Annotated in this window: 29 protein-coding genes; 13 read left to right on the top strand and 16 right to left on the bottom strand. The window is 66.4% G+C overall.

From position 1 onward, the window contains the following. The first annotated feature begins 109 nt into the window (after positions 1–109). The 3 genes from AQZ52_RS03820 to AQZ52_RS03830 all read left to right on the top strand — a co-directional run bounded on the left by AQZ52_RS03820 (position 110) and on the right by AQZ52_RS03830 (position 2,768). The gene (locus tag AQZ52_RS03820; protein ID WP_067906571.1) at positions 110–856 is read left to right on the top strand and encodes an electron transfer flavoprotein subunit beta/FixA family protein; all 747 of its coding nucleotides are present in this window, start codon (positions 110–112) and stop codon (positions 854–856) included. Continuing rightward, complete coding sequence (locus tag AQZ52_RS03825; protein ID WP_067906572.1) at positions 856–1,788, top strand: electron transfer flavoprotein subunit alpha/FixB family protein; 933 nt, start codon at positions 856–858, stop codon at positions 1,786–1,788. The genes AQZ52_RS03820 and AQZ52_RS03825 overlap by 1 nt, the downstream gene beginning before the upstream one ends. Before the next feature lie 92 nt (positions 1,789–1,880). After that, the gene (locus AQZ52_RS03830; protein ID WP_082697536.1) at positions 1,881–2,768 is read left to right on the top strand and encodes an energy transducer TonB; all 888 of its coding nucleotides are present in this window, start codon (positions 1,881–1,883) and stop codon (positions 2,766–2,768) included. 3 nt (positions 2,769–2,771) lie between these two features. Here AQZ52_RS03830 and AQZ52_RS03835 read toward each other — a convergent pair whose 3' ends face one another. Next, a complete protein-coding gene (locus AQZ52_RS03835; RefSeq protein ID WP_067906574.1) occupies positions 2,772–3,239 on the bottom strand; it encodes a GNAT family N-acetyltransferase in 468 nt (155 codons plus the stop codon). Between the two features lie 46 nt (positions 3,240–3,285). Between AQZ52_RS03835 and AQZ52_RS03840 the strand changes: the two genes are divergently transcribed. Then, positions 3,286–4,221, top strand: coding sequence for an isoaspartyl peptidase/L-asparaginase family protein (locus AQZ52_RS03840; RefSeq protein WP_067906575.1), 936 nt, complete (start codon positions 3,286–3,288; stop codon positions 4,219–4,221). Between the two features lie 121 nt (positions 4,222–4,342). Next, positions 4,343–4,789 carry a hypothetical protein gene (locus AQZ52_RS03845; protein WP_067906576.1) on the top strand — a complete coding sequence of 149 codons (447 nt, stop codon included), beginning with the start codon at positions 4,343–4,345 and terminating at the stop codon, positions 4,787–4,789. 50 nt (positions 4,790–4,839) lie between these two features. On the opposite strand, the gene AQZ52_RS03850 is transcribed toward AQZ52_RS03845, so the two are convergent. From AQZ52_RS03850 to AQZ52_RS03880, 7 genes are read right to left on the bottom strand one after another with little or no spacing between them, the layout of a single operon-like run. Further along, positions 4,840–5,739 carry an RDD family protein gene (locus AQZ52_RS03850; protein ID WP_067906577.1) on the bottom strand — a complete coding sequence of 300 codons (900 nt, stop codon included), beginning with the start codon at positions 5,737–5,739 and terminating at the stop codon, positions 4,840–4,842. Continuing rightward, a complete protein-coding gene (locus tag AQZ52_RS03855; protein ID WP_067906578.1) occupies positions 5,739–6,818 on the bottom strand; it encodes a stage II sporulation protein M in 1,080 nt (359 codons plus the stop codon). Before AQZ52_RS03855 ends, AQZ52_RS03850 begins: the two co-directional genes overlap by 1 nt. Continuing rightward, positions 6,815–8,113, bottom strand: coding sequence for a DUF58 domain-containing protein (locus tag AQZ52_RS03860; protein WP_067909386.1), 1,299 nt, complete (start codon positions 8,111–8,113; stop codon positions 6,815–6,817). The genes AQZ52_RS03855 and AQZ52_RS03860 overlap by 4 nt, the downstream gene beginning before the upstream one ends. Before the next feature lie 56 nt (positions 8,114–8,169). Continuing rightward, positions 8,170–9,126 (bottom strand): AAA family ATPase, encoded by a 957-nt coding sequence (locus tag AQZ52_RS03865; protein ID WP_067906579.1) that lies wholly within the window; start codon positions 9,124–9,126, stop codon positions 8,170–8,172. Then, on the bottom strand, positions 9,123–10,427 hold the full coding sequence (locus AQZ52_RS03870; RefSeq protein ID WP_067906580.1) for a hypothetical protein: 1,305 nt from the start codon (positions 10,425–10,427) through the stop codon (positions 9,123–9,125). Before AQZ52_RS03870 ends, AQZ52_RS03865 begins: the two co-directional genes overlap by 4 nt. After that, the gene (locus AQZ52_RS03875; protein ID WP_240481439.1) at positions 10,424–11,104 is read right to left on the bottom strand and encodes a hypothetical protein; all 681 of its coding nucleotides are present in this window, start codon (positions 11,102–11,104) and stop codon (positions 10,424–10,426) included. The genes AQZ52_RS03870 and AQZ52_RS03875 overlap by 4 nt, the downstream gene beginning before the upstream one ends. Positions 11,105–11,147: 43 nt before the next feature. After that, positions 11,148–12,038: a prephenate dehydratase gene (locus tag AQZ52_RS03880; RefSeq protein ID WP_067906581.1), complete on the bottom strand. Its 891-nt coding sequence runs from the start codon at positions 12,036–12,038 to the stop codon at positions 11,148–11,150. A 192-nt stretch (positions 12,039–12,230) separates the two neighbouring features. On the opposite strand from AQZ52_RS03880, the gene AQZ52_RS03885 reads away from it, so the two are divergent. Beyond that, positions 12,231–12,848 carry a c-type cytochrome gene (locus AQZ52_RS03885; protein ID WP_067909392.1) on the top strand — a complete coding sequence of 206 codons (618 nt, stop codon included), beginning with the start codon at positions 12,231–12,233 and terminating at the stop codon, positions 12,846–12,848. Positions 12,849–12,941: 93 nt separating this feature from the next. On the opposite strand, the gene AQZ52_RS18405 is transcribed toward AQZ52_RS03885, so the two are convergent. The 5 genes from AQZ52_RS18405 to AQZ52_RS03905 all read right to left on the bottom strand — a co-directional run bounded on the left by AQZ52_RS18405 (position 12,942) and on the right by AQZ52_RS03905 (position 15,821). Next, positions 12,942–13,094, bottom strand: coding sequence for a hypothetical protein (locus tag AQZ52_RS18405; RefSeq protein WP_156424771.1), 153 nt, complete (start codon positions 13,092–13,094; stop codon positions 12,942–12,944). A 118-nt stretch (positions 13,095–13,212) separates the two neighbouring features. Continuing rightward, positions 13,213–13,473, bottom strand: coding sequence for a translation initiation factor IF-1 (gene infA / locus AQZ52_RS03890; protein ID WP_067906582.1), 261 nt, complete (start codon positions 13,471–13,473; stop codon positions 13,213–13,215). Between the two features lie 248 nt (positions 13,474–13,721). Next, positions 13,722–14,390 carry a response regulator transcription factor gene (locus tag AQZ52_RS03895; protein ID WP_067906583.1) on the bottom strand — a complete coding sequence of 223 codons (669 nt, stop codon included), beginning with the start codon at positions 14,388–14,390 and terminating at the stop codon, positions 13,722–13,724. 399 nt (positions 14,391–14,789) lie between these two features. Then, positions 14,790–15,545, bottom strand: coding sequence for a metallophosphoesterase family protein (locus AQZ52_RS03900; protein WP_082697537.1), 756 nt, complete (start codon positions 15,543–15,545; stop codon positions 14,790–14,792). A gap of 9 nt (positions 15,546–15,554) precedes the next feature. Continuing rightward, positions 15,555–15,821 (bottom strand): hypothetical protein, encoded by a 267-nt coding sequence (locus AQZ52_RS03905; RefSeq protein ID WP_067906584.1) that lies wholly within the window; start codon positions 15,819–15,821, stop codon positions 15,555–15,557. Positions 15,822–16,122: 301 nt separating this feature from the next. Here AQZ52_RS03905 and AQZ52_RS18705 point away from each other — a divergent pair, with 301 nt between their 5' ends. Beyond that, positions 16,123–16,467, top strand: coding sequence for a UrcA family protein (locus AQZ52_RS18705; RefSeq protein ID WP_067906585.1), 345 nt, complete (start codon positions 16,123–16,125; stop codon positions 16,465–16,467). Between the two features lie 149 nt (positions 16,468–16,616). On the opposite strand, the gene AQZ52_RS03915 is transcribed toward AQZ52_RS18705, so the two are convergent. Then, the gene (locus AQZ52_RS03915; protein ID WP_067906586.1) at positions 16,617–17,117 is read right to left on the bottom strand and encodes a winged helix-turn-helix transcriptional regulator; all 501 of its coding nucleotides are present in this window, start codon (positions 17,115–17,117) and stop codon (positions 16,617–16,619) included. Between the two features lie 223 nt (positions 17,118–17,340). On the opposite strand from AQZ52_RS03915, the gene AQZ52_RS03920 reads away from it, so the two are divergent. The 4 genes from AQZ52_RS03920 (at position 17,341) to AQZ52_RS03935 (ending at position 20,070) form a co-directional block, all read left to right on the top strand. After that, positions 17,341–17,685, top strand: a complete 345-nt coding sequence (locus AQZ52_RS03920) for a DUF8200 family protein (RefSeq protein ID WP_067906587.1) — start codon at positions 17,341–17,343, stop codon at positions 17,683–17,685. Between the two features lie 161 nt (positions 17,686–17,846). Next, on the top strand, positions 17,847–18,554 hold the full coding sequence (locus AQZ52_RS03925) for a hypothetical protein (protein ID WP_067906588.1): 708 nt from the start codon (positions 17,847–17,849) through the stop codon (positions 18,552–18,554). 57 nt (positions 18,555–18,611) lie between these two features. Beyond that, positions 18,612–19,616 (top strand): SPFH domain-containing protein, encoded by a 1,005-nt coding sequence (locus tag AQZ52_RS03930; protein ID WP_067906589.1) that lies wholly within the window; start codon positions 18,612–18,614, stop codon positions 19,614–19,616. 4 nt (positions 19,617–19,620) lie between these two features. Then, positions 19,621–20,070: an NfeD family protein gene (locus tag AQZ52_RS03935; RefSeq protein ID WP_240481440.1), complete on the top strand. Its 450-nt coding sequence runs from the start codon at positions 19,621–19,623 to the stop codon at positions 20,068–20,070. 9 nt (positions 20,071–20,079) lie between these two features. On the opposite strand, the gene AQZ52_RS03940 is transcribed toward AQZ52_RS03935, so the two are convergent. Further along, positions 20,080–20,475, bottom strand: coding sequence for a hypothetical protein (locus AQZ52_RS03940; RefSeq protein WP_067906590.1), 396 nt, complete (start codon positions 20,473–20,475; stop codon positions 20,080–20,082). A 117-nt stretch (positions 20,476–20,592) separates the two neighbouring features. Here AQZ52_RS03940 and msrB point away from each other — a divergent pair, with 117 nt between their 5' ends. Together msrB and AQZ52_RS03950 are read left to right on the top strand one after the other, a co-directional pair. After that, complete coding sequence (gene msrB, locus AQZ52_RS03945; protein WP_067906591.1) at positions 20,593–20,991, top strand: peptide-methionine (R)-S-oxide reductase MsrB; 399 nt, start codon at positions 20,593–20,595, stop codon at positions 20,989–20,991. A 142-nt stretch (positions 20,992–21,133) separates the two neighbouring features. Next, a complete protein-coding gene (locus AQZ52_RS03950) occupies positions 21,134–23,266 on the top strand; it encodes a transglycosylase domain-containing protein (protein ID WP_067906592.1) in 2,133 nt (710 codons plus the stop codon). Between the two features lie 203 nt (positions 23,267–23,469). Here the strand turns inward: AQZ52_RS03950 and AQZ52_RS03955 are convergent, their stop codons facing one another. Next, positions 23,470–25,014 carry a Do family serine endopeptidase gene (locus tag AQZ52_RS03955; protein WP_240481441.1) on the bottom strand — a complete coding sequence of 515 codons (1,545 nt, stop codon included), beginning with the start codon at positions 25,012–25,014 and terminating at the stop codon, positions 23,470–23,472. Positions 25,015–25,085 lie beyond the last annotated feature (71 nt).

The following is a 25,085-nucleotide window of genomic DNA, read 5'->3' on the forward strand; positions in this document are numbered from 1 at the left end:
AGCCGCGCTGATGCCCCTGCTCACATTCCTGCATGGGCTTTTGGCTAGATTGACGTTTACGTAAGCGCCACTTATGCGCGCGCCACAAGTTTGAGAAAGGCCTGACACGATGAAAGCCCTGGTCTGCGTGAAGCGGGTGATCGACTACAACGTGAAGCCGCGCGTGAAGGCGGATGGCACGGGGGTTGACCTTGCCAACGTCAAGATGAGCATGAACCCGTTCGACGAAATCGCGGTCGAGGAAGCCATTCGCCTGAAGGAAAAGGGCGTGGTTACCGAGATCGTGGCGGTTTCGGTCGGCCCGGCCAAGGCTCAGGAAACGCTGCGCACCGCGCTCGCCATGGGTGCGGACCGCGCGATCCTCGTCGTCAGCGAAGACGAAGTCGAGCCGCTGGCGGTGGCCAAGATCATCAAGGCCGTGGCCGATGAAGAACAGCCGGGCCTGATCATCACCGGCAAGCAGGCGATCGACGACGACGCCAACCAGGTTGGCCAGATGGTCGCCGCGCTGCTGGGCCGTCCGCAGGGCACTTTCGCCAACGAGATCGCGGTCGAGGGTGACAGCATTGTCGTGAAGCGCGAGATCGATGGCGGTCTGGAAACGGTGAAGTTGGCGCTGCCCGCCATTGTCACCACCGACCTTCGCCTCAACGAGCCGCGCTACGCCTCGCTGCCCAACATCATGAAGGCTAAGTCCAAGCCGCTCGCGACCAAGGCGCCGGCGGACTACGGCGTCGATATCGCGCCGCGCCTCAAGACGCTCAAGGTCACCGAACCGCCGGTGCGCAGCGCGGGCATCAAGGTGCCCGATGTGGATGCGCTGGTTGCCAAGCTCAAGGAAATGGGAGTCGCCTGATGTCGAAGACGCTTGTTTGGGTCGAACACGACAACGCTTCGATCAAGGACGCGACGCTTGCCGTCGTGACCGCCGCCGCGCAGATCGGCGAAGTGACCGCGCTGGTCGCGGGCGCGGGCTGCGATGGCGCTGCCGCCGCCGCCGCGCAGATCGCCGGCGTGAGCAAGGTGCTCAAGGCCGATGACGCGGCCTATGCCAATGCGCTCGCCGAGAACGTGGCGCCGCTCGTCGCCGGCCTGATGGCCGATTACGACGCGTTCGTCGCGCCTGCCACGACCACCGGCAAGAACATCGCGCCGCGCGTTGCCGCGCTGCTCGACGTGATGCAGGTCTCGGACATTCTCTCGGTCGAAGGCCCCAAGACCTTCACCCGCCCGATCTATGCCGGCAACGCGATCGCCACAGTCGAATCGACCGACGCCAAGCTGGTCGTCACGGTGCGCGGCACCGCCTTTGCCAAGGCGGATGCGACCGGCGGTGCGGCTGCGGTCGAAACCGTGGCGGCTGCGGGCGACTCCGGCACGTCGACCTTCCTCGGTTCGGAAATTGCCAAGAGCGAGCGTCCGGAACTGACCTCGGCCAAGATCATCGTCTCGGGTGGCCGGGCCCTCAAGGATGCGGAAACCTTCCAGAGCGTGATCACTCCGCTCGCCGACAAGCTCGGCGCCGGCATCGGTGCGAGCCGCGCAGCGGTCGACGCGGGCTATGTTCCCAACGACTACCAGGTCGGTCAGACCGGCAAGATCGTGGCACCGGAAGTCTACATCGCGGTCGGCATCTCGGGCGCGATCCAGCACCTCGCGGGCATGAAGGATTCGAAGACCATCATCGCCATCAACAAGGACGAGGATGCCCCGATCTTCCAGGTCGCGGACATCGGCCTCGTCGGCGATCTGTTCACGCTGGTGCCGGAACTAACCGGCAAGCTCTGAGCTTCGCTTCAGGACTGAAACACGGGAAGGGCTCCACCACGGTGGAGCCTTTTCTGTTTGGCTGGTGCGGGGGGTAGATATAATTTCGGCCCATGACCCCGTTCTGGCGACCCTTCTTGGCCTTGTTGGCGATCATCGCCATTTGCCCGCTATCCGCACGTGCTGCTGACACAGTGCTTGAGCCATCGGACAAGTGGGTCCTCAACTACGCTAACGATTCTTGCCGCCTCGCCCGTGCGTTCGGCACGGATGACGAAAAAGTCGTGCTGATCCTCGACCAGTACCAGCCCGCCGGCGTGATGGACCTCTCGCTTGTCGGCAAGCGTTTCAAGCGCTTCGCGGTTCCCAGAGTTCCGGTGTCCGTGACCTTCGGTCCTGGCTTGCCCGCAGGCGAACTTCGTGACGGGATTACAGGCACGCTGGGGCCCGAGAACACCGCAATCGTGATGACCGGTCCGCGCGATATTCTGAACCGGTCCACCAGTCGCCGTGCGGCAGGCACGTTTGAGGAAATGCAGCAGAGCACTGCCGAGCAGGAAGAGGCCATCACCGAGGCGCACATTGCCGTCAGTTCGATGCGCTTCTCGCTCCACACCGGTTCGATGAAAGCGCCGCTTGGCGCGATGCGGACGTGCATGGCGTCGCTGGTCAGAGACTGGGGTCTCGATCCGGCGCAGCAGTATGCGCTTGTGAGGCACGTGGCACCCAAAGGCGCGCCCGGCAACTGGCTTACGTCCGTCGACTATCCGAAGGGTGCACTTGCCAAGGGTGCAAATGCCATCGTCCGCTTCCGTTTGATGGTGGGTGCGGATGGAATGCCCTCCCAATGCTTTGTGCAGCAGGCGACGATGTCGCCCGATTTCATCAAGCTGACCTGTGATCTGCTGATGAAGCGCGCCCGCTTTAGCCCGGCGCTTGATGCATTCAGCAAACCCATCGCCAGCTTCTATACCAATGCTGTGCGATGGCTTACACCCTAGCAGTCACAGTGCCAGCGACAGGCACTGGCTGAAATCATCGACTACATATTCTGCGAAAGCAGCACATTCCTCGAAGCCATACTTGCGGTAGAGCGCCACGGCCGGCGCGAAGGCCTCGGTTCGCCCGGTTTCGAGGCTGACGCGGGTGTAGCCGCGCGCCTGCGCCACGGCGAGCAAGTGCCGGAGCACCGCCTCCCCCACGCCCTTGCCGCGCCATTCGGGGGCGGCGCGCATCGATTTGAGTTCGCCGTGGGTATCATCGAGGTGCTTGATCGCGCCGATGGCGGCGAGGGCGCCATGCATGCGGGCGGCAAAAAAGGTCACGCCGGGCTGGCGCAGCTTTTCGAGGGGAAGCGCGTGGACTTTGCAGGCGGGGCTTTCGGCGTGCATGCCGGAGAGATGCAATGCGACGAGGGCACGCACATCGTCGGCGGAGAGATCGTCTTCGGTGATAGTCAGCCCTCCGATCATGTGTCCCCCGCTGGTCTTGCCCGGACTATCTGCTATCGCGTGGACCATGACCGAGACAAGTGAAACCACAGGCCGCTGGGCCATTGCCATCCATGGCGGGGCCGGATCGATGACGCCCGAGACGATGGACGCAGAGGCTGTTGCCGCGCACGAAGCGGCGCTGGGCGTGGCGCTCGATGCGGGTCGGGCCGTGCTGATGGCAGGCGGGAGTGCGCTGGACGCGGTCTGCGCGGCGGTGGCGGCGCTGGAAGACGATCCGCATTTCAACGCGGGGCGCGGCGCGGTGTTCACCTATCACGGCACCAACGAACTCGATGCGGCGGTCATGGACGGCCGGACGCGCGGGGCCGGCGCAGTCTGCGGGGTGACGCATACGCGCAATCCGGTTCACCTCGCCCGTACGGTGATGGAGAAAAGCCCGCACGTGTTCCTGAGCGGCGCGGGAGCCGAGGAGTTTGCGCGCGAGCAGAATGTGGAGCAGGTCGATCCGGACTGGTTCGCCACCGAGCCGCGTTGGCAGCAATTGCAGGAAATGAAGGCGAAGAAACTTGGCTGGTTCGATGCGGGGCTGAAGTACGGCACAGTCGGTGCAGTGGCGGTGGATGCGGGCGGCCATGTCGCGGCAGCGACCTCGACGGGCGGCCTCACCGGAAAGCGCTGGGGCCGCATCGGCGATTCCCCGTTGATCGGTGCGGGTACCTATGCCGATGACCGCGCGGCGGCGATCAGTTGCACAGGTTCTGGCGAGCAGTTCATCCGCGCCGCCGTAGCGCACGAGATCTGTGCGCGCATAAGGCTCGGCGGCGAAGGGCCGCAGGCAGCGACCGAGACGGTGCTGGACGAAGTAGGCCTGATGGGCGGCGTCGGCGGGGTGATTTACGCGACGCCCGGCGGTGAGACCGGTTTTGCTTTCACCACACCCGGCATGTTCCGGGGGCAGGCGGACAGCGCGGGCCTCCGCGTGGTCGGCATATTCGGCTGATTGACTATCTTTCCAAAGGGGCGCAGCGTCCGCCCGCCTGACGTTGAGACAGAACGGTTCGCCCGACTTTCCGGCTGCAACCAATGGCGCACCCCGGTGCGCTGTCTCAGGAGGATATCGCATGAAATCGCTTCGTTTAGCCGCCATGGCCGCGGTGGCACTCGCCTGCGCCGCCCCGGTCGCTGTCAGCGCCCAGCAATACCCGGTCGTTCCCGGCGATTATGTTTCGGTATCGATGATCAGCGTCGATGACGGCCACGACCTCGACTACATCAACCACCTCGCCGGCATGTGGCGCAAGGGGCAGGATTTTGCGGTGAAGCAGGGCTGGATCACCGGCTACGAGATCCTCACCAACGAGTTCAAGCGGCCGGGTGAGCCGGACTACTACCTCATCACGCGCTTCGCCAAGTTTGCCGATCCAGCCGAAGAGCAGAAGCGGGAGGACGCCTACACGTCGTACATGGCGACCACGAATGCGCAGCTCCAATCGGCATCGGCCGATCGAGCCAAGTATCGCACACAGATGGGCTCAATCCTGATGCGCAGCTGGAAATGGCGCAACTGACGGCCTGATGACAGCTGCCGCGCCGTGGGACCCTCCGGCGCGGTTTTGCTTCAGGCCGCGTATTTGTCCGCCTTGCGCCTGCCGAGGCGCATTCCCTGCTCCAGGTGCGCGCGCAGCTGCAGGTAGTAGGCTTCGAGGAATACCCGTTCGGCACGATAGGGAAACGGACGACCAATCTTGCGGCTTATCGCATCGGCTACGTCGTCCAGCGCCGGGCCCCGCCCATCGCGCAGCACGCGTTCGAGCGTCTGGAGTTCATACTCCCCGTAGACCGCGAGTTCTTCGGGCGTGAACGTGAAGGCCTGATCGGCGGCGCTGGGCGGTGCGCTGACCGAGAGCGCTTCGCCCAGCTTGCGGCGCGAAGCCTCGACCACCCAGGTGCCCGCAATCACATCGCCGCAGCGCAGCGCATCGCGGTTGAAAAAGGGAAACAGCACGAAGATCGCGAACCACGCCGCACCGGCCCAGCCGGCCACGTCGGTATCGCTGCCGGCCGCAAACGCACCGCCGATGAACACGACCGGCATGAACAGTTCGATATCGCGCACAATGTTGCGGGCGATCACGGCCTCGGTGGTGAGGCGCTCGGTCCCGCGCGCCGCGATGCGGATGCCGGTCAGGCGCTTGCCGGGCGTGGCACCGCGCGGGCCAAGCTCGAAGAACAGGAACCACGCGTTGCGCAGCAGGAACATCGCGATGAGCCACACGATCACCAGCGCCTGGATCGCGCGGGACTTGCTGGCATTGATGGCTGCCCCGCCCTCGAGGCCGATACCCCGGCCGAGCCAGATGAGCGTGAGGGTGGTGACGATCATGACTGTGACGATCAGACCGAGATCGATCACCAGCGCTGCGGCCCGCGCCGTGCGGGTGGCGAGCACGAAGGGCAAGGCCACGCCTTCGGGTGTTATCACCGTGCGCTGACGTGAGGCACCGGTCCGGCGGGCCATCAGCCGATCTCCCGCGCGTTGCCGCGCCAGACGAAGAAGTAGCCGGTCCACAGCACGAGCATGAAGCCGCCGACGATCAGCCGGCCCGCCGTGTTGTTGACCATCTGACGGGCGAAGGCTTCGAGCAGGCCCGCCACGATCAGCATGAGGACGACGCCGACCATGACCTGCGCGCTCCGTCTGCCGGCAGCGGCGGCGGCATCGAGGACGGCAGCTTCGCCTGGGAAGGCCATGGCGCGCCCGATATGCAGCCCTGCCGCGCCCGCCAGCAGGATGGCATAGAGTTCGGTGGTACCGTGGACCGCGAGCCAGCCAATGATTTCCAGGGTGAGGCCCTGACCATGGTACAGCCAGACCAGCGCGCCGACCATTGTGGTGTTCTGGATCAGCAGCATCGCCGAGGGCAGGCCGAACGCGAAACCCAGCGCGAAGGCGAGGATCGCGACTTGCGCGTTGTTGGAAAACAGGAACGCGGCGAACACGGACAACCCCTGCTGGTCCTGCTGCCCGAACAGCGTGCCCATCAGCACGGCACGGCTCGCACCGGGCACCCGCGCATCGCCGACGCCGCCGGGCATAAGGGCATAGTACCAGTCGGGATCGCTCGCCACGAGCAGCCAGCCGGCGATGGTGCCGGTGACCATCAGCGCCAGCGCGATCAGGATATCGGTCCCGAGCGCGCGCACGCTGGCCCCCCAGCCGCCGCCGAAGAAGCGCAGCAGCCAGTCTCCCAGCCCGGCGCGCGGGCCATAGACGATGAACCACGCGCGGCGGGTCAGCCCTTCGAGCCACGCCAGCGTTTCGGCATCGAGAGAGGTTTCGCGCGCGACGGCAAGGCTGGAGACGGCGGTGCGGTAGAGGGCGGGAAGGGCGAGCAGATCCTCGTCGGAAATGCGGCGCAGACGCCCGCTTTCGATGCGGTTGACGATGGCCTCGAGCCGCTTCCACTCCCCTTCGCGCTCGAGGCGGAAGCGGTCAGAGCGCAGCGCCGCGTCCTCGGCGGCGGCGATTTCGGCGCTGGCGGCGGGGCTGAACCACGAGCCGAGCCGGCCGATGAGGGTCGATGCCGCCTCGTTCATCCCAGGCTCCCGGCGCGCTTCACACCCAGATAGGCATCGAGCAGGCGGTTGCCGATATGTGCGTGCGGCGCCTCGACCACGAGGATGCCGGCTCGGCGCAGGCGTTGCAGCACGAGCGTGCGCTGGTGCTGGAGGGTGGTGGCCGTCACGGCCATGGCGGCATCCTGCGCGCTGCGGATCGGGGCGCTGACGAAATCGGCAAGCTCCGAATCGGCCATGACGACGAAGATGACGCGGTGGCGCTCGACAAGGCGGCGCATCGATTCGATCATCAGTTCGGCGCTGGTAGGGTCGGTGAATTCGGAGAACACCACGATCAGCGAGCGCCGGCGCAGCCGTGCGGCGAGCGTGGACAGCGCAAGCGTGAAATTGGGCTGCTCGGCACTGTAATCCAGCGCGGCGGCGGCATCCTGCAGGCGGCGGAAGTCGCGCGGGGCGGTGACGAACGGGCTCATCACCTGCGGACGCGAGGCGAAGCCGTAGACCGCGACGCGGTCCTGCGCGCCCAATGCGATCCAGGCGGTGGTGAGCGCGGCGGTGACGGCGCGGTCGATGCGAGGGAGCCCGGCGATCGGCTCGCACATCGTCTGCCCGCAATCAAAGGCGAACACGATCTGGTTGTTGCGCTCGGTTTCGAACTCCTTGGCGTAGAGACGCGCATGGCGAGCGGACGACTTCCAGTCGATCCGGCGGCGGTCCATGCCCGCCTCATATTCGGCGAGCGCTTCGAATTCGGTGCCTTCACCCCGGATACGGCGCGCCACCATGCCGAACTGCGCGTTGCGCAGGAACAGTTGCAGCGCCGGACTGCGCGCCGGGGCCAGATTGGGGCGGATGCGGACTTCGGCGCCCAGGCTCTGGCGGACCTGGCGGGTGGCAAGGCCGAGTGGGCCATCCCAGCGCAGCCAGACCGCCTCCGCCATGCCGAGCCCGCGCCGGGTCGGGATGGTTTCGGCCGTAACGCTCCAGACGGCGCCATTGCGTGCGAGCGGCGCAACCAGTCGGCCGCCCGGTGCAAGCCGCGGATCCAGCGCGAGTGCGGCAACTGGCGCAGCGCGCGGCGCATCGACGCGGAAATCGGCGAGTACGGTGAGGTGGAGCGGCTCGCCCACTTCGCCGCCGGGCGGCACGATCACGCGCACGCCGGCCAGCACGGGCGCGAGCAGCGCATCGAGCAAAACCATGACCAGCACGGCACCGCCCAGCGCCGGCGCGGCGACCCAGGCATCAGGCCACGCCCGCGGTGCGGCGGTGGCCACGACCAACGCCACCGGCGCTGCCAGCGCGAGCAGCATCGCCGCGCGGGCGGAGGGGTAGAAGACCGGAAAGGGCCAGCGCAGCGTCAAGGCCGCTATCTCGGCGCTTCGGTGCGCTGGATGAGGTCGGCGACGATGGTTTCGGCTGCGCGGCCCTCGATCTCGGCGGCAGGGCTGAGCAGCATGCGGTGACGCAGTACGGCGATGGCAAGCGCCTTCACATCGTCGGGAATCACGTAGTCGCGCCCGTCGAGCGCGGCGCGGGCGCGCGCGGCACCGGCCAGCACGACTGCGGCGCGCGGGCTGGCGCCGGCGGCAAGGTCGGCGCTTTCGCGCGTTGCCCGCACCAGGCGGACGATGTAGTCGACCACCGTTTCGGCCATGGTCACCGTGGTCACGGCGTCCACCGCCGCCGCGATCGCCTCACCACCGGTGACCGCGCTCACGCCGAGCGCCGCCGGGCTGGGCGCGCCGCGTCCGGCGCCGAAGCGGGTGACGATCCGGGCTTCCTCCTCCGCGCTGGGATAATCGACGAGCAGCTTGAACAGGAACCGGTCGAGCTGCGCTTCGGGCAGCGGATAGACACCCTGGCTTTCGATGGGGTTCTGTGTCGCCACGACCATGAAGCGGTCTGACAGCGCATAGGTTTCGCCGTCGAGCGTGACACGGCGTTCCTGCATGGCCTCGAGCAGCGCAGCCTGGGTCTTGGGCGGCGTGCGGTTGATCTCGTCGCCCAGCAGCAGTTCGTGGAAGATCGGCCCGCGCGTGAGCGTGAACTGGCTGGTCTGGAAGTTGAACAGGTTCGAGCCCAGAATATCGCCGGGCATCAGATCCGGCGTGAACTGGATGCGCCCGAAATCGAGGCCGAGCGCGCGCGCAAAGCTCTGCGCGAGCAGGGTCTTGGCGGTGCCGGGCGGGCCTTCCAGCAGGACGTGGCCACCGGCGAGCAGCGCGATCAGCAGATGATCGACCACTTCGTTCTGCCCCACCACAGCCTTGGCCACTTCGGCGCGGATGGCGCCGGCCATGGCGCGGACGTCTTCAAGAGTCATGGTGTGAGGTCCTTTTCAAGGCGTTGCAAGGCGGCGGCACGCTGCACCACGTCGGCGGGGCGGCGGGCGAGGCGCAGGCGCGCGGCGAGTTCGGACCAGCGCGGCCCGGTGGTGGCGAGGCGGTCCTGCAGCCGGTCGATCGCGGCATCGGTCTCGTCCGGCGTCCGGCCCCGCGGCAGGCCGAGCGCATGGACGAGCCGCTCTCGCGCGGCATCGGCATAAGGCGCGGCGATCAGGCGCAGGCGGCGGGCGCGGCGGATCAGCCCGGCGGTGTTGCGCACCAGCACGGTCTTGCCGAGCGGGATCTCGCGCGTCGCCACGCGGGGCGGGCCGAAGCGGTTGAAGCCGCGCCAGCCCGCTGCCAGCAGCGCCATGAAAAAGCAAAGCGTGGCCGCAAGGAAGGGGGGCTCGAACGCGAGCGTGAGCAGGTTGCGGCTCGCCCCGAGACCGTTGAGCGTGAGGTCGAACGTCACCTCTTCGGGCCGTCCGCCAGCGGCGGCGAAGACGAGGCGCTGCGCCATCAGTCCGGTGTCGCGGTTGCCAAGGCCCCAGTTGTCGAGCAGGTCCGGCTCGAACACCAGCACGACCGGATAGCTGCGCGTGAAGGTGTCGTTCGCGTCTGCCTCGTCCGGGTCGGCAGCGGGCTGGCGTGGCATGCCGATCCACCCCTCGAGCGCGGGATTGCTGCCATCGCCGGAGAGATAGCCGGCGAGGATGTGCCCATCCGCCGTTTCGATCAGTGCCTCCAGCCCTGGCCCCGCGCCTGCCTGCACCTGGCGATCATCGGGCAGCGGACCATGGAAGGCCGACATTGTGCCGGCACCGGTCCAGCCATGCGCCGCGTCCTTGACGAAGTCGACGGCAAGGTCGTCATGGTAGCCGCGCCATTCGGGCGGGCGGGTACCGACGATCCGGGTCCACCCGCGCTTGGCGGCAGGATTGAGGAAGTCCGGCATCGTCCGCCATTTCGGAGCGATGACCAGCGTAGGGCCGAGGTTTCGCCGGGCGGAGACAATCCTGGCGATGTCGCTGCCCTTGGCCTGTGCCGGCGGCGTGAGCACGAGCAGACCCCGGGTGTTGAGCGCATCCTTGCTGCGGGCGCGATGCACGGTCACCCCGTCGGCCTCCAGCATGGCGGCCAGCGCAGCGTAGCCATTGAGCCCCCGCCCGCCGGCGTGATCGCCACCGTTGTTGGCAGCGCCGCCGCCAGTGCCGAGCCAGTAGAGCAATGTCACGAAGGCCAGCGCGCCGATCAGCACGACGCCTAGGGTGGTGGTGCGGCCGAACGTGGGGCCGTTCATGACGCACCCCCGAGTTTGCGGCCTTCGACCTGCTCCAGCGCGAAGGCGGCATAGGCGGCGCGCGCACGCTGCCAATCATCGGCGGCCAGCGCGCGCAGGGCATAGAGGCTGCGCTCGACTTCACGCGCGATCAGCGTGAAGGCCTGGCGCGCGGCAGCGGGAAGGCCGGGGATGAGGCCGATCTCGCGCGCGGTGCTCGATGGGCTGAGCCAATCGGGCCGCGCCGCGGCGATATGATGGACGCTGCGCTGGAGCAGGAGATGCACCGCCTCGTCAAAGCGGCCCGCGGCAGCGAGCGCATCGGCATCCGCAAGCAGGGCAAGCGCAGCGGCGTGATCGATCACCAGATGCTCCTCGGCCGGCCGGGTGAGCGCGCGGGCCAGCTGCCAGCGCTGGAACAGTGTCCAGAGAATCCACATCGCGCCGGCAACGCCCAGCACGGCGAGGAGCCCTTCGATCCAGCTCCAGTTGCCGCCCATCAGCCTGCCCAGCGGTTCGAACAGCCTGGCGAAGAACTTGAGGAGTTCGACCAGCCATTCGGGCGGGTCTTCCTTAGGGGGTACCGGCAGCGGTGCGTACTGGATATCGCCCATGGCGCGCGCTGCTTCCCATGCGCGTCCGCCAGCTTCGGCCTTGTCCAGTCCCGGTCCACCTGCCACGGTTGCTAGTGGTCGCATGCCGCCCGGTCCGGGGGCAAGCGATTATCGCGCCGCTTTGGTTTCAGCCCCGCACGCGCTCGAGGGGATAGGTGCCGAGAATGCGCAGGTCCTTGGCGAAGAACGAAAGCTCCTCGAACGCCCGGTCGACCGCCGGTTCGCCCGGTGCGCCAACGATATCTGCAAAGAAGGCGGTGGCGGCAAAGCTCGCGCCGCGCTGATAGCTTTCGAGCTTGGTCATGTTGACGCCGTTGGTCGCAAAACCGCCGAGCGCCTTGTAGAGCGCCGCAGGAATATTGCGCACCTCGAAGATGAAGGTGGTGATGGCGGTCCCGGTGATTGTCGAAAGGTCCAGCGGCTCACGCGCGAGCATGACGAAGCGCGTCATGTTGTCGTGCGCGTCCTCGATGTTTTCCTCGACCAGTGTGAGGCCATAAAGATCGGCGGCGATGCGCGGGGCGATCGCGGCAGTGGCGGGGTCGCCCAGTTCGGCGACGTAGGCGGCAGCGCCAGCGGTATCGGCATAGGCCATCGGCACGATGCCGTGCGTCCTGAGGTAGTGGCGCGACTGGCCGAGCGCCTGCGGGTGGCTGTAGGCGCTGGTGAAGGGCCCGGTGCCAAGTCCCATTAGACAGGCATGGATCGGCATGAAGTGCTCGCCGACGATCGACAGGCCGCTTTCAGGCAGCAGGAAGTGGATATCGGCAACACGGCCGTGCTGCGAATTCTCGATCGGGATGATCGCCTGGCCGGCCCGGCCATCCTTCACCGCTTCCAGCGCGTCCTCGAACGAGAAGCAGGGCAGCGGGAGGCAATGCGGCAATGCTTCGAGCGCGGCGCGGTGCGAATTGGCGCCGGGCGCGCCCTGGAAGGCGACCGCGCGCGCCGGATCGGAGGAGGCGGCCTCGGTCATTTCGGCAACGAGGCGTGCGGCGGGTGCGGGGTAGCTGGCCATGGAACGAGGCGCTTAAGCCGCCATGCTGGGCCCGGCAAGGCGCTTTCGCATGGCCCAAGCGGATGCACCCATGCGATTCTTGTGGCTCAACCTATTGCAATCACTCTTGCGCGGGGGCTGGGGCGTGACTAGAGCGGCGGCGAAAATTCGCGTGTGCCACGCGGGCAGCGCACTCTCCATATGGGGCTCGGAATGGACGATCGTTTCAATACCATTGCCGGTTGGACCTTGTTCGGCGGCATCGTTGCGCTGGGGCTTTCGAGCCTTTCGGGCCACTACTTCCTGGCTGACAAGGAAAACCGCCCGGCCAAGATGGGCTATGTGATCGAAGGCGTCGAAGCCGAAGGCGGCGCAGGCGCCGCGGCGGCCGAGCCGATCGGCATGCGCATGGCGAAGGCTGAAATGTCGAAGGGCGAGGTGATCTTCGGCAAGTGCAAGGCGTGCCACACGATCGCGCAGGGCGGGGCCAACGGCATCGGCCCTAATCTGTGGGGCGTGGTGGGTGAAGCCCAGGGCCAGGGCCGCGGCGGCTATGCCTTCTCCGATGCGCTCAAGGCCAAGGGCGGCAAGTGGGACTTCGCCAGCCTCGATGAATGGCTGACCTCGCCTGCCAAGTATGCGACCGGCACCAAGATGTCGTTCGCCGGCCTCAGCGATCCGATGCAGCGTGCGAACGTGATCCTCTATCTCAATTCGCAAGGCAGCAACCTTCCGCTTCCCGCCGCTGAAGCGGCTGCGGCGGCACCGGCTTCCGATGCCTCCGCTCCTGCAGCGGACGCCAGCGCCGAAGCGAGCGAAGCCGCCAAGTAAACGCTCGCGGGCGACCGCATGGCAAAAGGCCCCGCCGGCCGCGCTTCTGAAGCGCGCTCGGCGGGGCCTTTTCCGTGTTCGGGGCCGGCCAGCTCAGTCGACCATCTGCTCGACGGCCTGGCGCAGTTCCTGCGGGGTCAGCACCGGTGAGGTGCGCCGGGCCCGAGCAGGCCGTTGGTCTATCCGAGCGATCCGGCGGGCTGGCTGGAAGGTATGGCTCATCGTGTAGGCGTGCGTAGTGATCAAAATCGGTGGCATGAAAATCCCTGGCGCGCATGGCGCGCCGATGTGTTGAGAGTAAGTGTGAGCGGCGCGCGGCAGGAAAGCCTGCGCGCTTGGTTGGCCGCCCGTGTCTGGTGTGGCGCTAGCGCCGCTTCTTGAACGCCCCGCCGCCACCGCCACCCGCGACCTTTTCGCGAAAGACGATCCGGCCCTTGGTGAGGTCGTAAGGCGTCATTTCCACTTTCACCCGGTCTCCCACGATCGAGCGGATCCGGAACTTGCGCATCTTGCCTGCGGTATAGGCGATGATGCGGTGTTCGTTTTCCAGCATCACGCCGAAGCGGCCATCGGGCAGGATCTCGTCGATCTGGCCGTCGAGGGTCATCACATCTTCTTTCGCCATGGTTCAGCCCGCCATGTTGTGGGCAGGAGCGGCGAAGGGACATGAACGTTGGTCTGCGGGCATCTTGGCCCCTTTCACAAGAACAGGGTACGCGGCAGCAAACAGTGCAGCCGGTGCTGGTGGCGTGAGAGGGGAAAATTCGGCACGGATCGAAGATCCGGCTCAAGAAAATCCGTCGCAGGCGACGTTAGCCTCGTTGATATGGGTTGGCACTGCCGGAAAGTCAATGTCGCTTTCTCTTCGTGACACTACAGGCTGGTAATCTTGTAGGAGCCCTGTCCGCCGGGGACGAGCACATAGGGCGGTTTGAGCTTGGCCCGCAGGTTCGAGGCGAGGACCTTGAGGTAGTTGTACGACATCTCGTCGCCGCCATGGCCAAGCTCGGCTCTGAGCTTGTAGTGGGAAACCGGCTCGTCCAGCCGGTTGACAAGCAGCGTTAGCAGCTGGCGCTCGCGCTTGCCGAGGAGTTGCAGGTGGGCCACCCGCTCGAGTGAACTCGCCAGCTCCTGCTCGGCGCGGGCTTGGTGGGCAGCCGCCTGATAGCGCGAGAGGATCGCCGCGCAGCGGGCCACGGCTTCTTCGGGGCTCATCCGCGCGCTGTCGAACACGTCGTCGAAGCCTGCGTTGATCGCCTTGGCGCGTTTGCTGGCAAGGCTGCCATGCATGAGCGCGATCTTGACCTTTCGCGCCAGGATAGGCCGGTTGGTCCTGAGAAAGCGCGCGGCGCGCACCGGATCGTTGCCGCCGATGATCAGCGTTTCATAGTCCTGCTCGGCGATCGACAGAAACCGGGTTTCGAGATCGACGAAGGTGTGCTGCTCTAAACTGGCAAAGGCGCGTTGCAGCCAGGCATCACGCGTATCGCGGTGTAGGTCGTTCATCGAGAGATAGCGGATCTGGCTGGGCTCTGATTGCATGGAGTGCCGATCATCGGAAATGGTGGCGGTGTTGGGCAATGGGGCCTCCAACTGCGTGAAGCGCTGCGGTCGGCGGTTCCGCCGCAGACCCTCCCAAGGATGTTAACTTAAGTAATTAAATAACATATGCTTTTAGGGATTTTTGAATGATTTCGCGCAGGGGAGACCTGTTGACGATTGACTCGCTGCGAACGCCAATACCTCCGCTTCGGTGGAGAATACGCGGAGCAAGGTTGCCCGTCCCGCGCCGCGATCCGTTAAGGATGGGACATCTTTTGCAATGCAGGAATGCCGGCATTCAGCCGGATTTCGGCAGATATGGTAAAGAATCACCGAACTTCGCGTGAAGGATACCGAGTGAGGCCATATCAAACTAGATGGCAAAAATTATAACTTTAATTATAATAGCGCTGTTTTGGCTTTGGGTTCCGCTGCTTGACGCATCCGCACGGTCAACCCGACTTGATCGACGATCAATTCATTGAAGCCCGCGGGCGTCGCACGTAGGCGCTGCGAGAGCGTACCGGCGCCGATCATCCGCACGGGCCCGTGCTCGGTAGGGTGCAGGATGTCGAAAGCGTCGTGCACATGGCCTGACAGCACGCCCAGCACGCCGCGCTGCGCCAGCGCGGCCAGCGCCTGTGTGCCGCCGCGGGTGAGGGCCTTGCCACGCGTCCCGGTCTCGACCAGCGGGTGGTGACAGGCCACGAGCGCGCGGGTGCCCGGCGGCAGGGCATCGATCGCGGCGAGGCAGGCGGCAAGGCTCCGCTCGCTCACACGGCCTTTCGACCAGTTGAGCCGCAGCTGGGCGCGGGCGGTCGTTTTGAGCGGGATGATCGAAAGCCCCGGCAGCGCGATGCCGTGGTCCACCGCGTCCTGCAGCGCGCGGAAGCGCCGATAGGGATCGAGGAAGCGCTCGGCGAGGTTGAAATAGGGCAGGTCGTGGTTGCCGACCTCGACCGTGACCGGCACGCCGAGGCCGCGGATCCAGGCAGCGGCGGCAGCGAATTCCCGGTGCCGCGCCCGCATGGTGAGATCGCCGGTGATAGCGACGGCATCTGGCCGCTCGCGCGCCACGCACGCGGCCACCCAGCCGAGCGCCTCGCTGTCCTCAAGGCCGAAATGGACATCGCTGATGTGGAAAAGGCGGATCATCGCAGCGGCCTAAACCCGGCCCGAAAGGATTAGCCAAGCCGAAATCGCATTGAGCAGGCTGTAGCAGAGATAGGCGAGCGCACCCCAGACGAGCCCACGGGATACCAGGAGCAGCCCGCCGACCAAAATCAGGAGCTCCACCAGGAGCGAGAGATTGCGGGTGAGCGCGTGCGTGAGCCACGGCATCTGGGCGAGCAAGGGGTGGCCGCTGTCGAGAAGGGCGCGATGCAGCGCAAAATTGCCGACGCCAAGCAGGAAGATGATCAGAATCGCCATTCGGCGTCGAGGATAGGCGGCTGGGCCCGTGCTGTCACGCGGCCGGCCAGGGCACATGGCGACAGGACCTGTCGCTCGTGGACGCGGCTTGGCGGTTGGTCGGACGCGCGGGCGGTTGGTCGGCAGGATGGACGGCTCGGTCGAGCCTGCGCTGCGGGGCCTGCGGGAATTGCCTAGAAAGATGGTCATGCGGAGGTGGCAAGGTCTCCTGGATCGGAACTGGCCAGCCCCACCACCGCCTTACCGCCGATCCGCCCGCAGCGGCCAGGCGCAACGTGCAACCCAAGCTGAGGAAACTGCCATGCTCAAGACTTCCCTGATCGCCGCTGGCCTCGCCGGTCTGGTGCTTGCCGCCCAGCCCGCCCTTGCCCATCCCGCCGAAGCGCCGGCCAACCCCGAATTGATCGTTGCGCACCGCCTGGTGTCCTACGCAGACCTCGACCTCGCGACTGCGGCCGGACAGGCCAGGTTCGATGCCCGCCTGCGCCGCGCGGCTTCGGCCGTCTGCGAAAACAACGCCGGGCCGCACCCGCTGGCCGAGGCGATGGAAGCGCGCCGCTGCTATCGCGATGCGCTGCAGTCGGCCCAGCAGATGATGGCGGATCGCGGTTCGCACCACAGCGCGGTCAAGGTCGCCGCGCGCTGACATCTACCCATGCCCGAACGTTCGAGGCAGCCGGCATCCAGTCCCTGCCACTGCCGACGTTGAGGGTCGCCGCCTTGCCAAGCGTCTGGCCTAAGGTTCCTGCCCCCGGAACGGCCCGAGCGTTCAGGTAAAGCGGCGGCCCGCTTTTTTCAGGTGGCGGCGCGCAGCCGCGCTGCCGCATCCGTCTTGCCCGCCTCGATATCCGACCATTCGCGCCACATGAGATCTGCGCCTTCGAGCACGCGGTCGTCATGCGCACGGATGGTGATCGGCAGGATCGGCATACCATCGCGGCAATCGCACAGGACGGGATTGGCCGGCACGTTCATTTCCCATTTCTCGCCCCATTGGCGCAGCGCCAGCATGGCGGGGAGCAGATCGAGGCCCTTGGGTGTCAGCCGGTACTCGATGCGGCGGCGATCATCCGCGCAATGCTCACGCTTGAGAATGCCCGCTTCGACCAGCCGCGACAGCCGGTTAGACAGGATGTTGCGGGCGATCCCGAGCGATTCAAGAAATTCCTCGAAATGGTAGATGCCGTTGAAGGCAGCCCTGAGGATCATGAACGACCATCGTTCTCCCATCGCCTCAAGGGCGCAGGGGAGGCCGCAAGCGGCGAGATCGGCGAGGGATTCGCGAAGTTTTCCCATGACGCTTTGTGACATACCTCATTCTGCAGGGCAATGTAAGTTTCTAGTTGCAACTAGAAACCTATTGAAGTAGGTATCGATTCGCAACGGAAATCGCATCCTCTCCACCCGGCGGTTCCGGACCGGTGCATCAGGACCCTTGTGGGGCTGCACCGGTCCGGAACCGCTACCCCCGCAGTTTCCGGGCAACACGTTGTCAGACCAAGACCCAAGGGGAAAATTCATGATCGCCACCCGCCACAGCCTGTTCGCTCAGCTGCTCCCGGCCGTTCTCGCGCTCGTCGGCACCGCCACGACCTTCGTGGCCACCGCAGGACCGGCCCGTGCTGCCGATGGCTACTACTCGGTCACGCTCGCCGCACCCGTCGCCAAGCCCGCCAAGCTGATGCTGGGCGACGTGCTGTGGAACTGCGCCGGCGATACCTGCTCGGCCGGCCAGGACACCGCCCGCCCGGTCGTGGTGTGCACCAAGCTCGCCGCCAAGGTCGGCACGATCAGCCGCTTCGCCACGCCCAAGGGCGAACTGGCGGCGGAGGACATGGCGCGCTGCAACACGCCGAAGGGTTGAACGCCGCTACACGGTATCGATTTCAACGTCTCTTCAGCGCGCCTTCCACCCACACCCTTAAGCGCGCCACTCGCACGGCTGCGGCACAGTCTCCCTGGACTGCCCGCAGCCGTTTTTTTGTGCCGTCACCTTTTGGGAAGACGCCTTGCAAGGCTGCGCCTATGCTGCCGCGGATGCTGCGTTTTCTCTCCTTTGCCACCCTGATCTGCGCGTTGCTGTCGGCGCCGCTCGCGGCCGCGCCTGCTCCGGCTCGGGCCGGTATGCCGGATCCCGACCTGCGGATCGATCTGCACTGTGCCGCCGCCTTCGCGATTGCCGCGACCGAGCAGGCACGTGGGAGCGCGGCCGCGATGCGGCTGCCGCCCCTGGCGGTGCGCGGCAAGCGCTTTTTTGCCGAGGCCGGCACCCGCGCGGTCGGGCAGGGCGGGATGACGCAGGAGGCGGTGCGCGACCTCCTGGTTGCCGACGTTTCCGCGATGCAGCGCCGCGCGGCGGCTGACCCCGACCGCGCCCTCGTCGCCGAAGTCACACCGTGCCTTGCCCGGCTCGATGCAAGGGTTCCGCCGCTGAAAACGCCCGACCTTAGCCAATGCGCCGCGATTCTGACGCTGGCGTGGGAGGAAGAACGCACGAGGGCGCCCGACGGGGCCGCCGCCCGCGATCTCCAGACGCTGGCGCAGGTGCTCGCCGCGCGTGCGCATGATGCCTTCATCGCCGGAGGGATGAGCGGAGACGGTGCCGATGCGGCGATCGAGACATCGCGTGAGGCCATGCGCAAGGAAGCCGCGACCCGGCCCGGCGGGGTCGACAACTACGACATCGCGCATTGTTATGAACTCGCCGCACCGGATGCGAAATCGCATTACTAAAACGCTGCGGCTGCGGTAGGTTGCACAGCACGCAGACAAGCGTTGGGGGGACATGACGTGGAAGCGGTGCTGATCCTGATCGTCGGGCTGGCGGTGGTCTATCTGGCGACCGGCATCCGCGTTGTCCGCCAGGGCCATGTCTATACGATCGAGCGGCTCGGCCGCTATGCGCTGGCCGCGCAGCCAGGTTTGCATTTCATCGTGCCCTTCATCGACCGGGTCGGTCACAAGGTGAACATGATGGAGCAGGTGCTCGACATTCCGGGGCAGGAGATCATCACGCGCGACAATGCGATGGTCGGCGTCGATGCGATCGTCTTCTTCCAGGTGCTCGATGCGGGCAAGGCGGCCTACGAGGTGTCGAACCTTTATGTTGCCATCATGCAGCTCACCACGACGAACTTGCGCACGGTGATGGGCTCGATGGACCTCGACGAGACCTTGTCGAAGCGCGACGAGATCAACGCGCGGCTGCTGAACGTGGTCGATCACGCGACATCGCCGTGGGGTCTCAAGATCACCCGCGTCGAGATCAAGGACATCCGCCCGCCGGCGGACATTTCCAATGCGATGGCCCGCCAGATGAAGGCCGAGCGCGAGAAGCGCGCGCAGATTCTCGAGGCGGAAGGCTCGCGCGCGTCCGAAATCCTGAAGGCTGAAGGCCAGAAGCAGGCGCAGATCCTCGAGGCCGAGGGCCGCAAGGAAGCGGCCTTCCGCGATGCCGAGGCGCGCGAACGCTCGGCCGAGGCCGAAGCCCGGGCGACTGCGGTGGTTTCCGAAGCAATCGCCTCGTCCGGCACGCAGGCGCTCAATTATTTCGTTGCGCAGAAGTATGTCGAGGCGGTGAAGGAATTTGCCACCTCGCCCAATGCCAAGACGATCCTGTTCCCGATCGAAGCCACGCAGCTTGTCGGTGCATTGGGCGGCATCGGTGATCTGATCGGCGATGCGATCGGCAAGCCCGGCGGCCCCTCCGCACCATCGGCCAGCCCGCGGGTTCCGCGCGTGGCCCCCACGCCGCCACCTCCATCCAACCCGCCGGCGCCGCCGGTGCAGGGTTGAACCGATGGCGATGCTGACAGAGCTTTTCGGCCTGAACTGGGGCTGGATGGCGCTGGGCGTGGCGCTGGCCATCGCCGAGATTCTGGCGCCCGGCTATTTCCTGATCTGGCTGGCGGCAGCCGCACTGGTGACCGGGCTGGTCGCGGCGACCATGCCGGTCGGGATCGAGACGCAGGTCATCCTCTTCGCCCTGCTCTGCGCGCTTGCGCTAGCGGCGGGGCGGCGCTGGGTGCTTCGCCATCCGGTGACGAGTGCCGATCCCCTGCTCAACGACCGGGGCGGCCAGATCGTCGGCCAGAGCGCGGTGGTCACCCACGTGATCGAGGGCGGTATGGGGCGCGTGCGCCATGGTGATACGGAATGGTTGGTTCGTGGCCCCGATGCGCAGCCCGGCACGCGGATGCGCATCGCCGGGCATGACGGGACGGTGCTCATCGTCGAGCACCTCAACTAGGCGCGGGGATCAGACCGCCTTGCGGCCGAATCCGCGGTGGACCGGGGCCGGCTGCCGTTCCGGGTTCGCGACGGGTTTCGGTTCCAGCGCCTTGCGCTCCACGTAGCGGGCGAGCGCGGCATCGGCGTCGAACGAGGACGGCTCGGCGGGTTCGGCGGCAAAGCCGCGCGCAGATTTCTGCGCCGGCTTCCTAGCGCGGCCGGTCAAGGTGCGGACGATGGTCAGCCCGGCGCGGATGAACATCAGGAGCGCGACAGCCATCAGCGCGAGTGCGACCATATGGTAGGTCAGGCGCACGTCCGATCCTGCGGGCGCGAGGTCACCCATCAGCTCCGTGCGCTTGGCGAGCATGTAGGTGCTGAAGCCGCCCATGATCGCGCCAATGCCAAAACCACGCCGACCCATTCGGGACCTCCGCAAGAAGGCTCGGACCATAGGGCAAGTGCGGTAAAGTTTCGGTGCACGGCCTTGTCCCGCGCGGCGGGCGGATCCATATTGCGGAAGCCAGAGGAGATCCGATCCATGCCCGACAAGATGAACCTGACCGATGCCGAATGGCGCGCGCGGCTTTCGCCGGAGCAATATCAGGTCCTGCGGCAGGGCGGCACCGAACGGGCGTTCACCGGGAAGTACGAAAAGAACAAGCTGACCGGGCAGTACCACTGCGCCGGCTGTGGTGCGCCGCTGTTCGAATCCGCGACCAAGTACGACAGCGGTTCGGGCTGGCCGAGTTTTACCGCGCCGGTCGAACCGGAAGCTGTCGACGAGCACCGCGATGTGAGCCACGGCATGGTCCGCACCGAAGTGCGCTGCGCGCGTTGCGACGGGCATCTTGGCCATGTGTTTCCGGATGGGCCCGGACCCACGGGTCTGCGCTACTGCATGAACAGCGCCGCGTTCGAATTCACCCCCGAAGAGTGAATGCCGGCATTTCGCCGCGTGCGATATGCGCTTGTCCCCGGCCCAGACGTATCCAGCGGGTTAACCCTGTGTTCCAAATCGCCTATGCATCAGGCGCCGAGGGACGGCGTGCGCGCCGGATGAGGGAGCTGATGCAAAGCTGATGGCCAGACGGGATCTGCCCCGCCGCTCCGATCCGGAGCGCAGCTCTTCGCGCCAGCCGCGTGATCCGCAGGAGCCTTCGTTCCTCGGCCGCTGGTTGCGCCGGTTGTTCGTCTGGACCGTCGCGGCCACGCTGCTGGCGGCAATGGTGCTCGCCGTGGCGGTTTTCGTCACCGAGCGCTCGCTGCCCAGCTACGAGCGGATGAAGTCGACCCAGACAGGGCAGACCATCGTGGTGCGCGCCAGCGACGGGTCCGAGATCGTTACGCTGGGGCCCAGTTACGGGCACTGGGTGCCCTACGAGCGCATTCCGCAAGTCCTCAAGAATGCGATCATCTCGGTCGAGGATCGCCGGTTCGACGATCACTGGGGCGTCGATCCAATCGGCATTGCGCGCTCGGTGTGGGTGCGCATCCAGAGCGGCCACTGGCGGCAGGGTGCTTCGACGATCACCCAGCAGCTGGCCCGCAACATCTTCCTCAACAACAGCCGCACGTTTGATCGCAAGATCCGCGAGGCGCTGCTGGCCATGGCGATCGAGCAGAAGTTCACCAAGCAGCAGGTCCTCGAGCTCTATCTCAACAAGGTCTATTTCGGCGGCGGGGCCTATGGCGTCGATTCGGCGGCGCGCAAGTTCTTCGGCCATTCGGGCGAGGAGCTGAGCCTGCCCGAGGCGGCGATCATCGCCGGGCTGGTCAAGGCGCCCTCGCACTACTCGCCCACCGCCGATGCGGCCGCCGCGGTCGACCGCGCCAAGGTTGTGGTGCAGACGATGCAGGAAGCCGGCAAGATCACCCCGGCGGAAGCGGCGGCGGTCGATCTCAAGGGCGTCAAACTTGCCGCCGAGCAGGGCCAGAACTCGGCCCGCTATTTCACGGACTGGGTGCTGCCGCAGCTCGATCTGCTGCTGCCCGACAACGACCAGCCGATCGAGGTGTGGACCACCCTTGATCCCGCCGCGCAGCGCGCCGCAACCGATGCCATCCAGGGCAACGTGCCCAAGGGCGCGCAAGGTGCCCTCGTCAGCCTCGACCGCGACGGAGCGGTGGTGGCGATGGTCGGCGGCACCGACTATGTGACCTCGAACTACAATCGGGCGGTCAATTCGGTGCGCCAGCCCGGATCGGCGTGGAAGCTGTTCGTCTACCTCGCCGCGCTCGAGGCGGGCTATACGCCGGACGCCAAGGTACGCGACGAGCCGGTGACGATCGACGGGTGGAGCCCGCGCAATTCGGGCGGTACCTATGCCGGCGAGATCGATGTGCGCAGCGCCTTCGCCTATTCGAAGAACACGGTGGCCGCGCAACTCGGCAACGAGGTCAGCTTCGGTGCGGTCGCGCAGATGGCGCGCCGCTTCGGCATCACCACGCCGATCAACACGCTGCCCTCGATGGTGCTCGGCACATCGGACGTGCGGGTGATCGACATGGTGCGTGCCTTCGCTGCGGTGCAGGCCAAGGGCAACGCGGTGACGCCTTACGGCATTCGCAAGATCACTTCGACCGAGGGCGAGGTTCTCTACAGCCACCGGCCTGATCCGGTGCAGCAACTGGTGCCGCCTTATGTCGCGGCGGGGATTACCGACCTGCTGCAATCGGCCGTCAGCATCGGCACGGGCCGCGCCGCTCAGATCGGACGGCCCGTGGCGGGGAAGACCGGCACGACGAGCTCGAACAAGGACGGCTGGTTCCTCGGTTTCTCGAGCGGGATCACCACCGGCGTGTGGATGGGCCGCGATGACGCGCATCCGGTGCCGGGGCTGCAGGGCGGCACCGCGCCGGCCCGGGCCTTTGCCGCCTACATGAAGATCGCCACGTCCAAGCGTCCGCCGGAACGCTTCGATACCGAGGTCAAGCTGCCGCAGTGGCAACTTGAACCTGATGACGAAGTGATGCAGTCCAATCCGGACGGCTATTTCTACGCCGATCCCGATGGCAACATCGTTGAGCCGGGCGCCCAGAACCGGGCCCCGGCGGGTGATGGGGCCGTGCCAAGCGGCGAGCAAGGCATTCCCGTGCCCGATGCGCCGCCGGCGGCGGGCGATGATTTCCTGAGCCGCGCTACCGGCAAGCAGACCGAGCCCGCGCGGCCCCGTCCGAAACCGGCATCGACACCCAAGTCGAACCAGGGCTGATCGCCCCATCGACCACGGCCTGCAGCACAGGGGCCACGGACAGGCGCCAAGAGGGAAGTCTGCGCCTGCTGCGCAAGCGAGCTTCGACGCCGATCGTGGTTGCGGAGCGCCCGGCCTCCCTGACTGGATCGCCCTATCGGCACACACGCAAAGGGGCTGGCGGATGTGGTCTCCGCCAGCCCCTCATGCGTACCGTTTGGCGATCAGCGGATGCGGATCGGCAGATAGACAGCCGGCTGGCCGCGGCGCTGAATGCGCAGCAGCACCGCCTCGCGGTTCTCCGTCTTGGCCTGGCGCACCACGGCTTCGAGATCGGCTGCGCTCGCCACCGGCTTGTAGTTGGCCGAAAGCACGATGTCGCCGCGCTGGAGACCCTTGGCCGCCGCGTCCGCCGAATCGTCCACCGCGGTGATGACCACGCCCTTCGTCTCCTCGCTCGCGCCGAGCTGGCGGGCGATCTGCGGGGTCAGCGGGATCGCGGCGATGCCGAGTGCCTGCTGCACGACGGGCCCTGCCGGCTTGCTGGGCTTGCCGGAGCCTCCGAAGCCGCCATCATCACCCTGCTGCGCTTCGGGATCGAAGGTCTGCTGGGCAAGCTCTTCCTCGCTCGGGCGCTTGCCGACCACCGCCTGCACCGTCAGGCGCTGGCCGTTGCGGATGAGCTCGATCGGGATGCGCTTGCCGGGGGCCGTGTTGGCGACGATGAACGACAGGGTCTGGTCCGGTGTCACGTCCTTGCCGTCGACGCGCACGACGACATCGCCCGGCTGCATACCGGCCTTGGCCGCGCCCTGGTTGGGTTCGACCGACTGGATGAACTCGCCGCGGTTCTTGGCAAGGCCGAGGCTGGCGGCAAGGTCATCCGAAAGCTGCTGGATGCGTACGCCGAGGTAACCGCGCTCGATCGGCTGGCCGTTGCGCAGCTTCTCGACGATGGGGGCTGCGATTTCGGCGGGGATCGCGAAGCCGATGCCGACGCTGCCGCCGGTGGGCGAGAAGATCGCGTTGTTGATGCCGATCACGTTGCCGGACATGTCGAACATCGGGCCGCCCGAGTTGCCCCGGTTGATCGAGGCGTCGGTCTGGAGATAGCGGTCATAGGCCGAGCCCGACCCGGTGTTGCGATAGACTGCAGAGATGATGCCGCTGGTGACGGTGCCACCAAGGCCGAACGGATTGCCGATGGCGATGATCCAGTCACCGACCCGGGCGTTGCGCGAATCGCCGAACTTCACGAACGGGAAGGGCTTGCTGCCGGTGATCTTGAGCACGGCAAGGTCGGAGGCGGCATCACGGCCGATGAGCTTGGCCGGATAATCGGTGCCATCGGTCATGGTGACGGTGATCGATTCGATCTCACCTTGGCCTTCGGCGGTGATCACGTGGTTGTTCGTGACGACATAGCCATCGGCCGAGACGATGAAGCCTGAACCCAGGGACTGCGCCTCACGCGTCTGCGGCTGGCCACCACCCTGCCCCCCGCCGAACAGATCGCTGAACGGCGTTCCGGCGAAGGGATTGTTGTTCTGAACCTTGACGCGCTGGCGGGTCGAGATGTTGACCACTGCCGGCTGCAGCTGCTGCGTAAGGTCGGCAAAGCTGGCCGGGGCACCGACGCGGGGGACGACTGCCTGGATCTTCGCCGAATCGTTTTGCGCCACCTGGGCACCGGCAGGGAAACCCGTGGTCAGGGTCAGCGCGCTGCCAGCGAGGAGCAGCGCTGTAGTTACTCCGTAAGCATATCGCACGTGGCAATTCCTCTTCATTTCAGCGGCGGGCGGACTGCGCCCCTGATCCCCGGTTCCGATTCCGCGCGCGT

It is taken from the genome of Novosphingobium fuchskuhlense, assembly GCF_001519075.1.
GTDB lineage: Bacteria > Pseudomonadota > Alphaproteobacteria > Sphingomonadales > Sphingomonadaceae > Novosphingobium > Novosphingobium fuchskuhlense.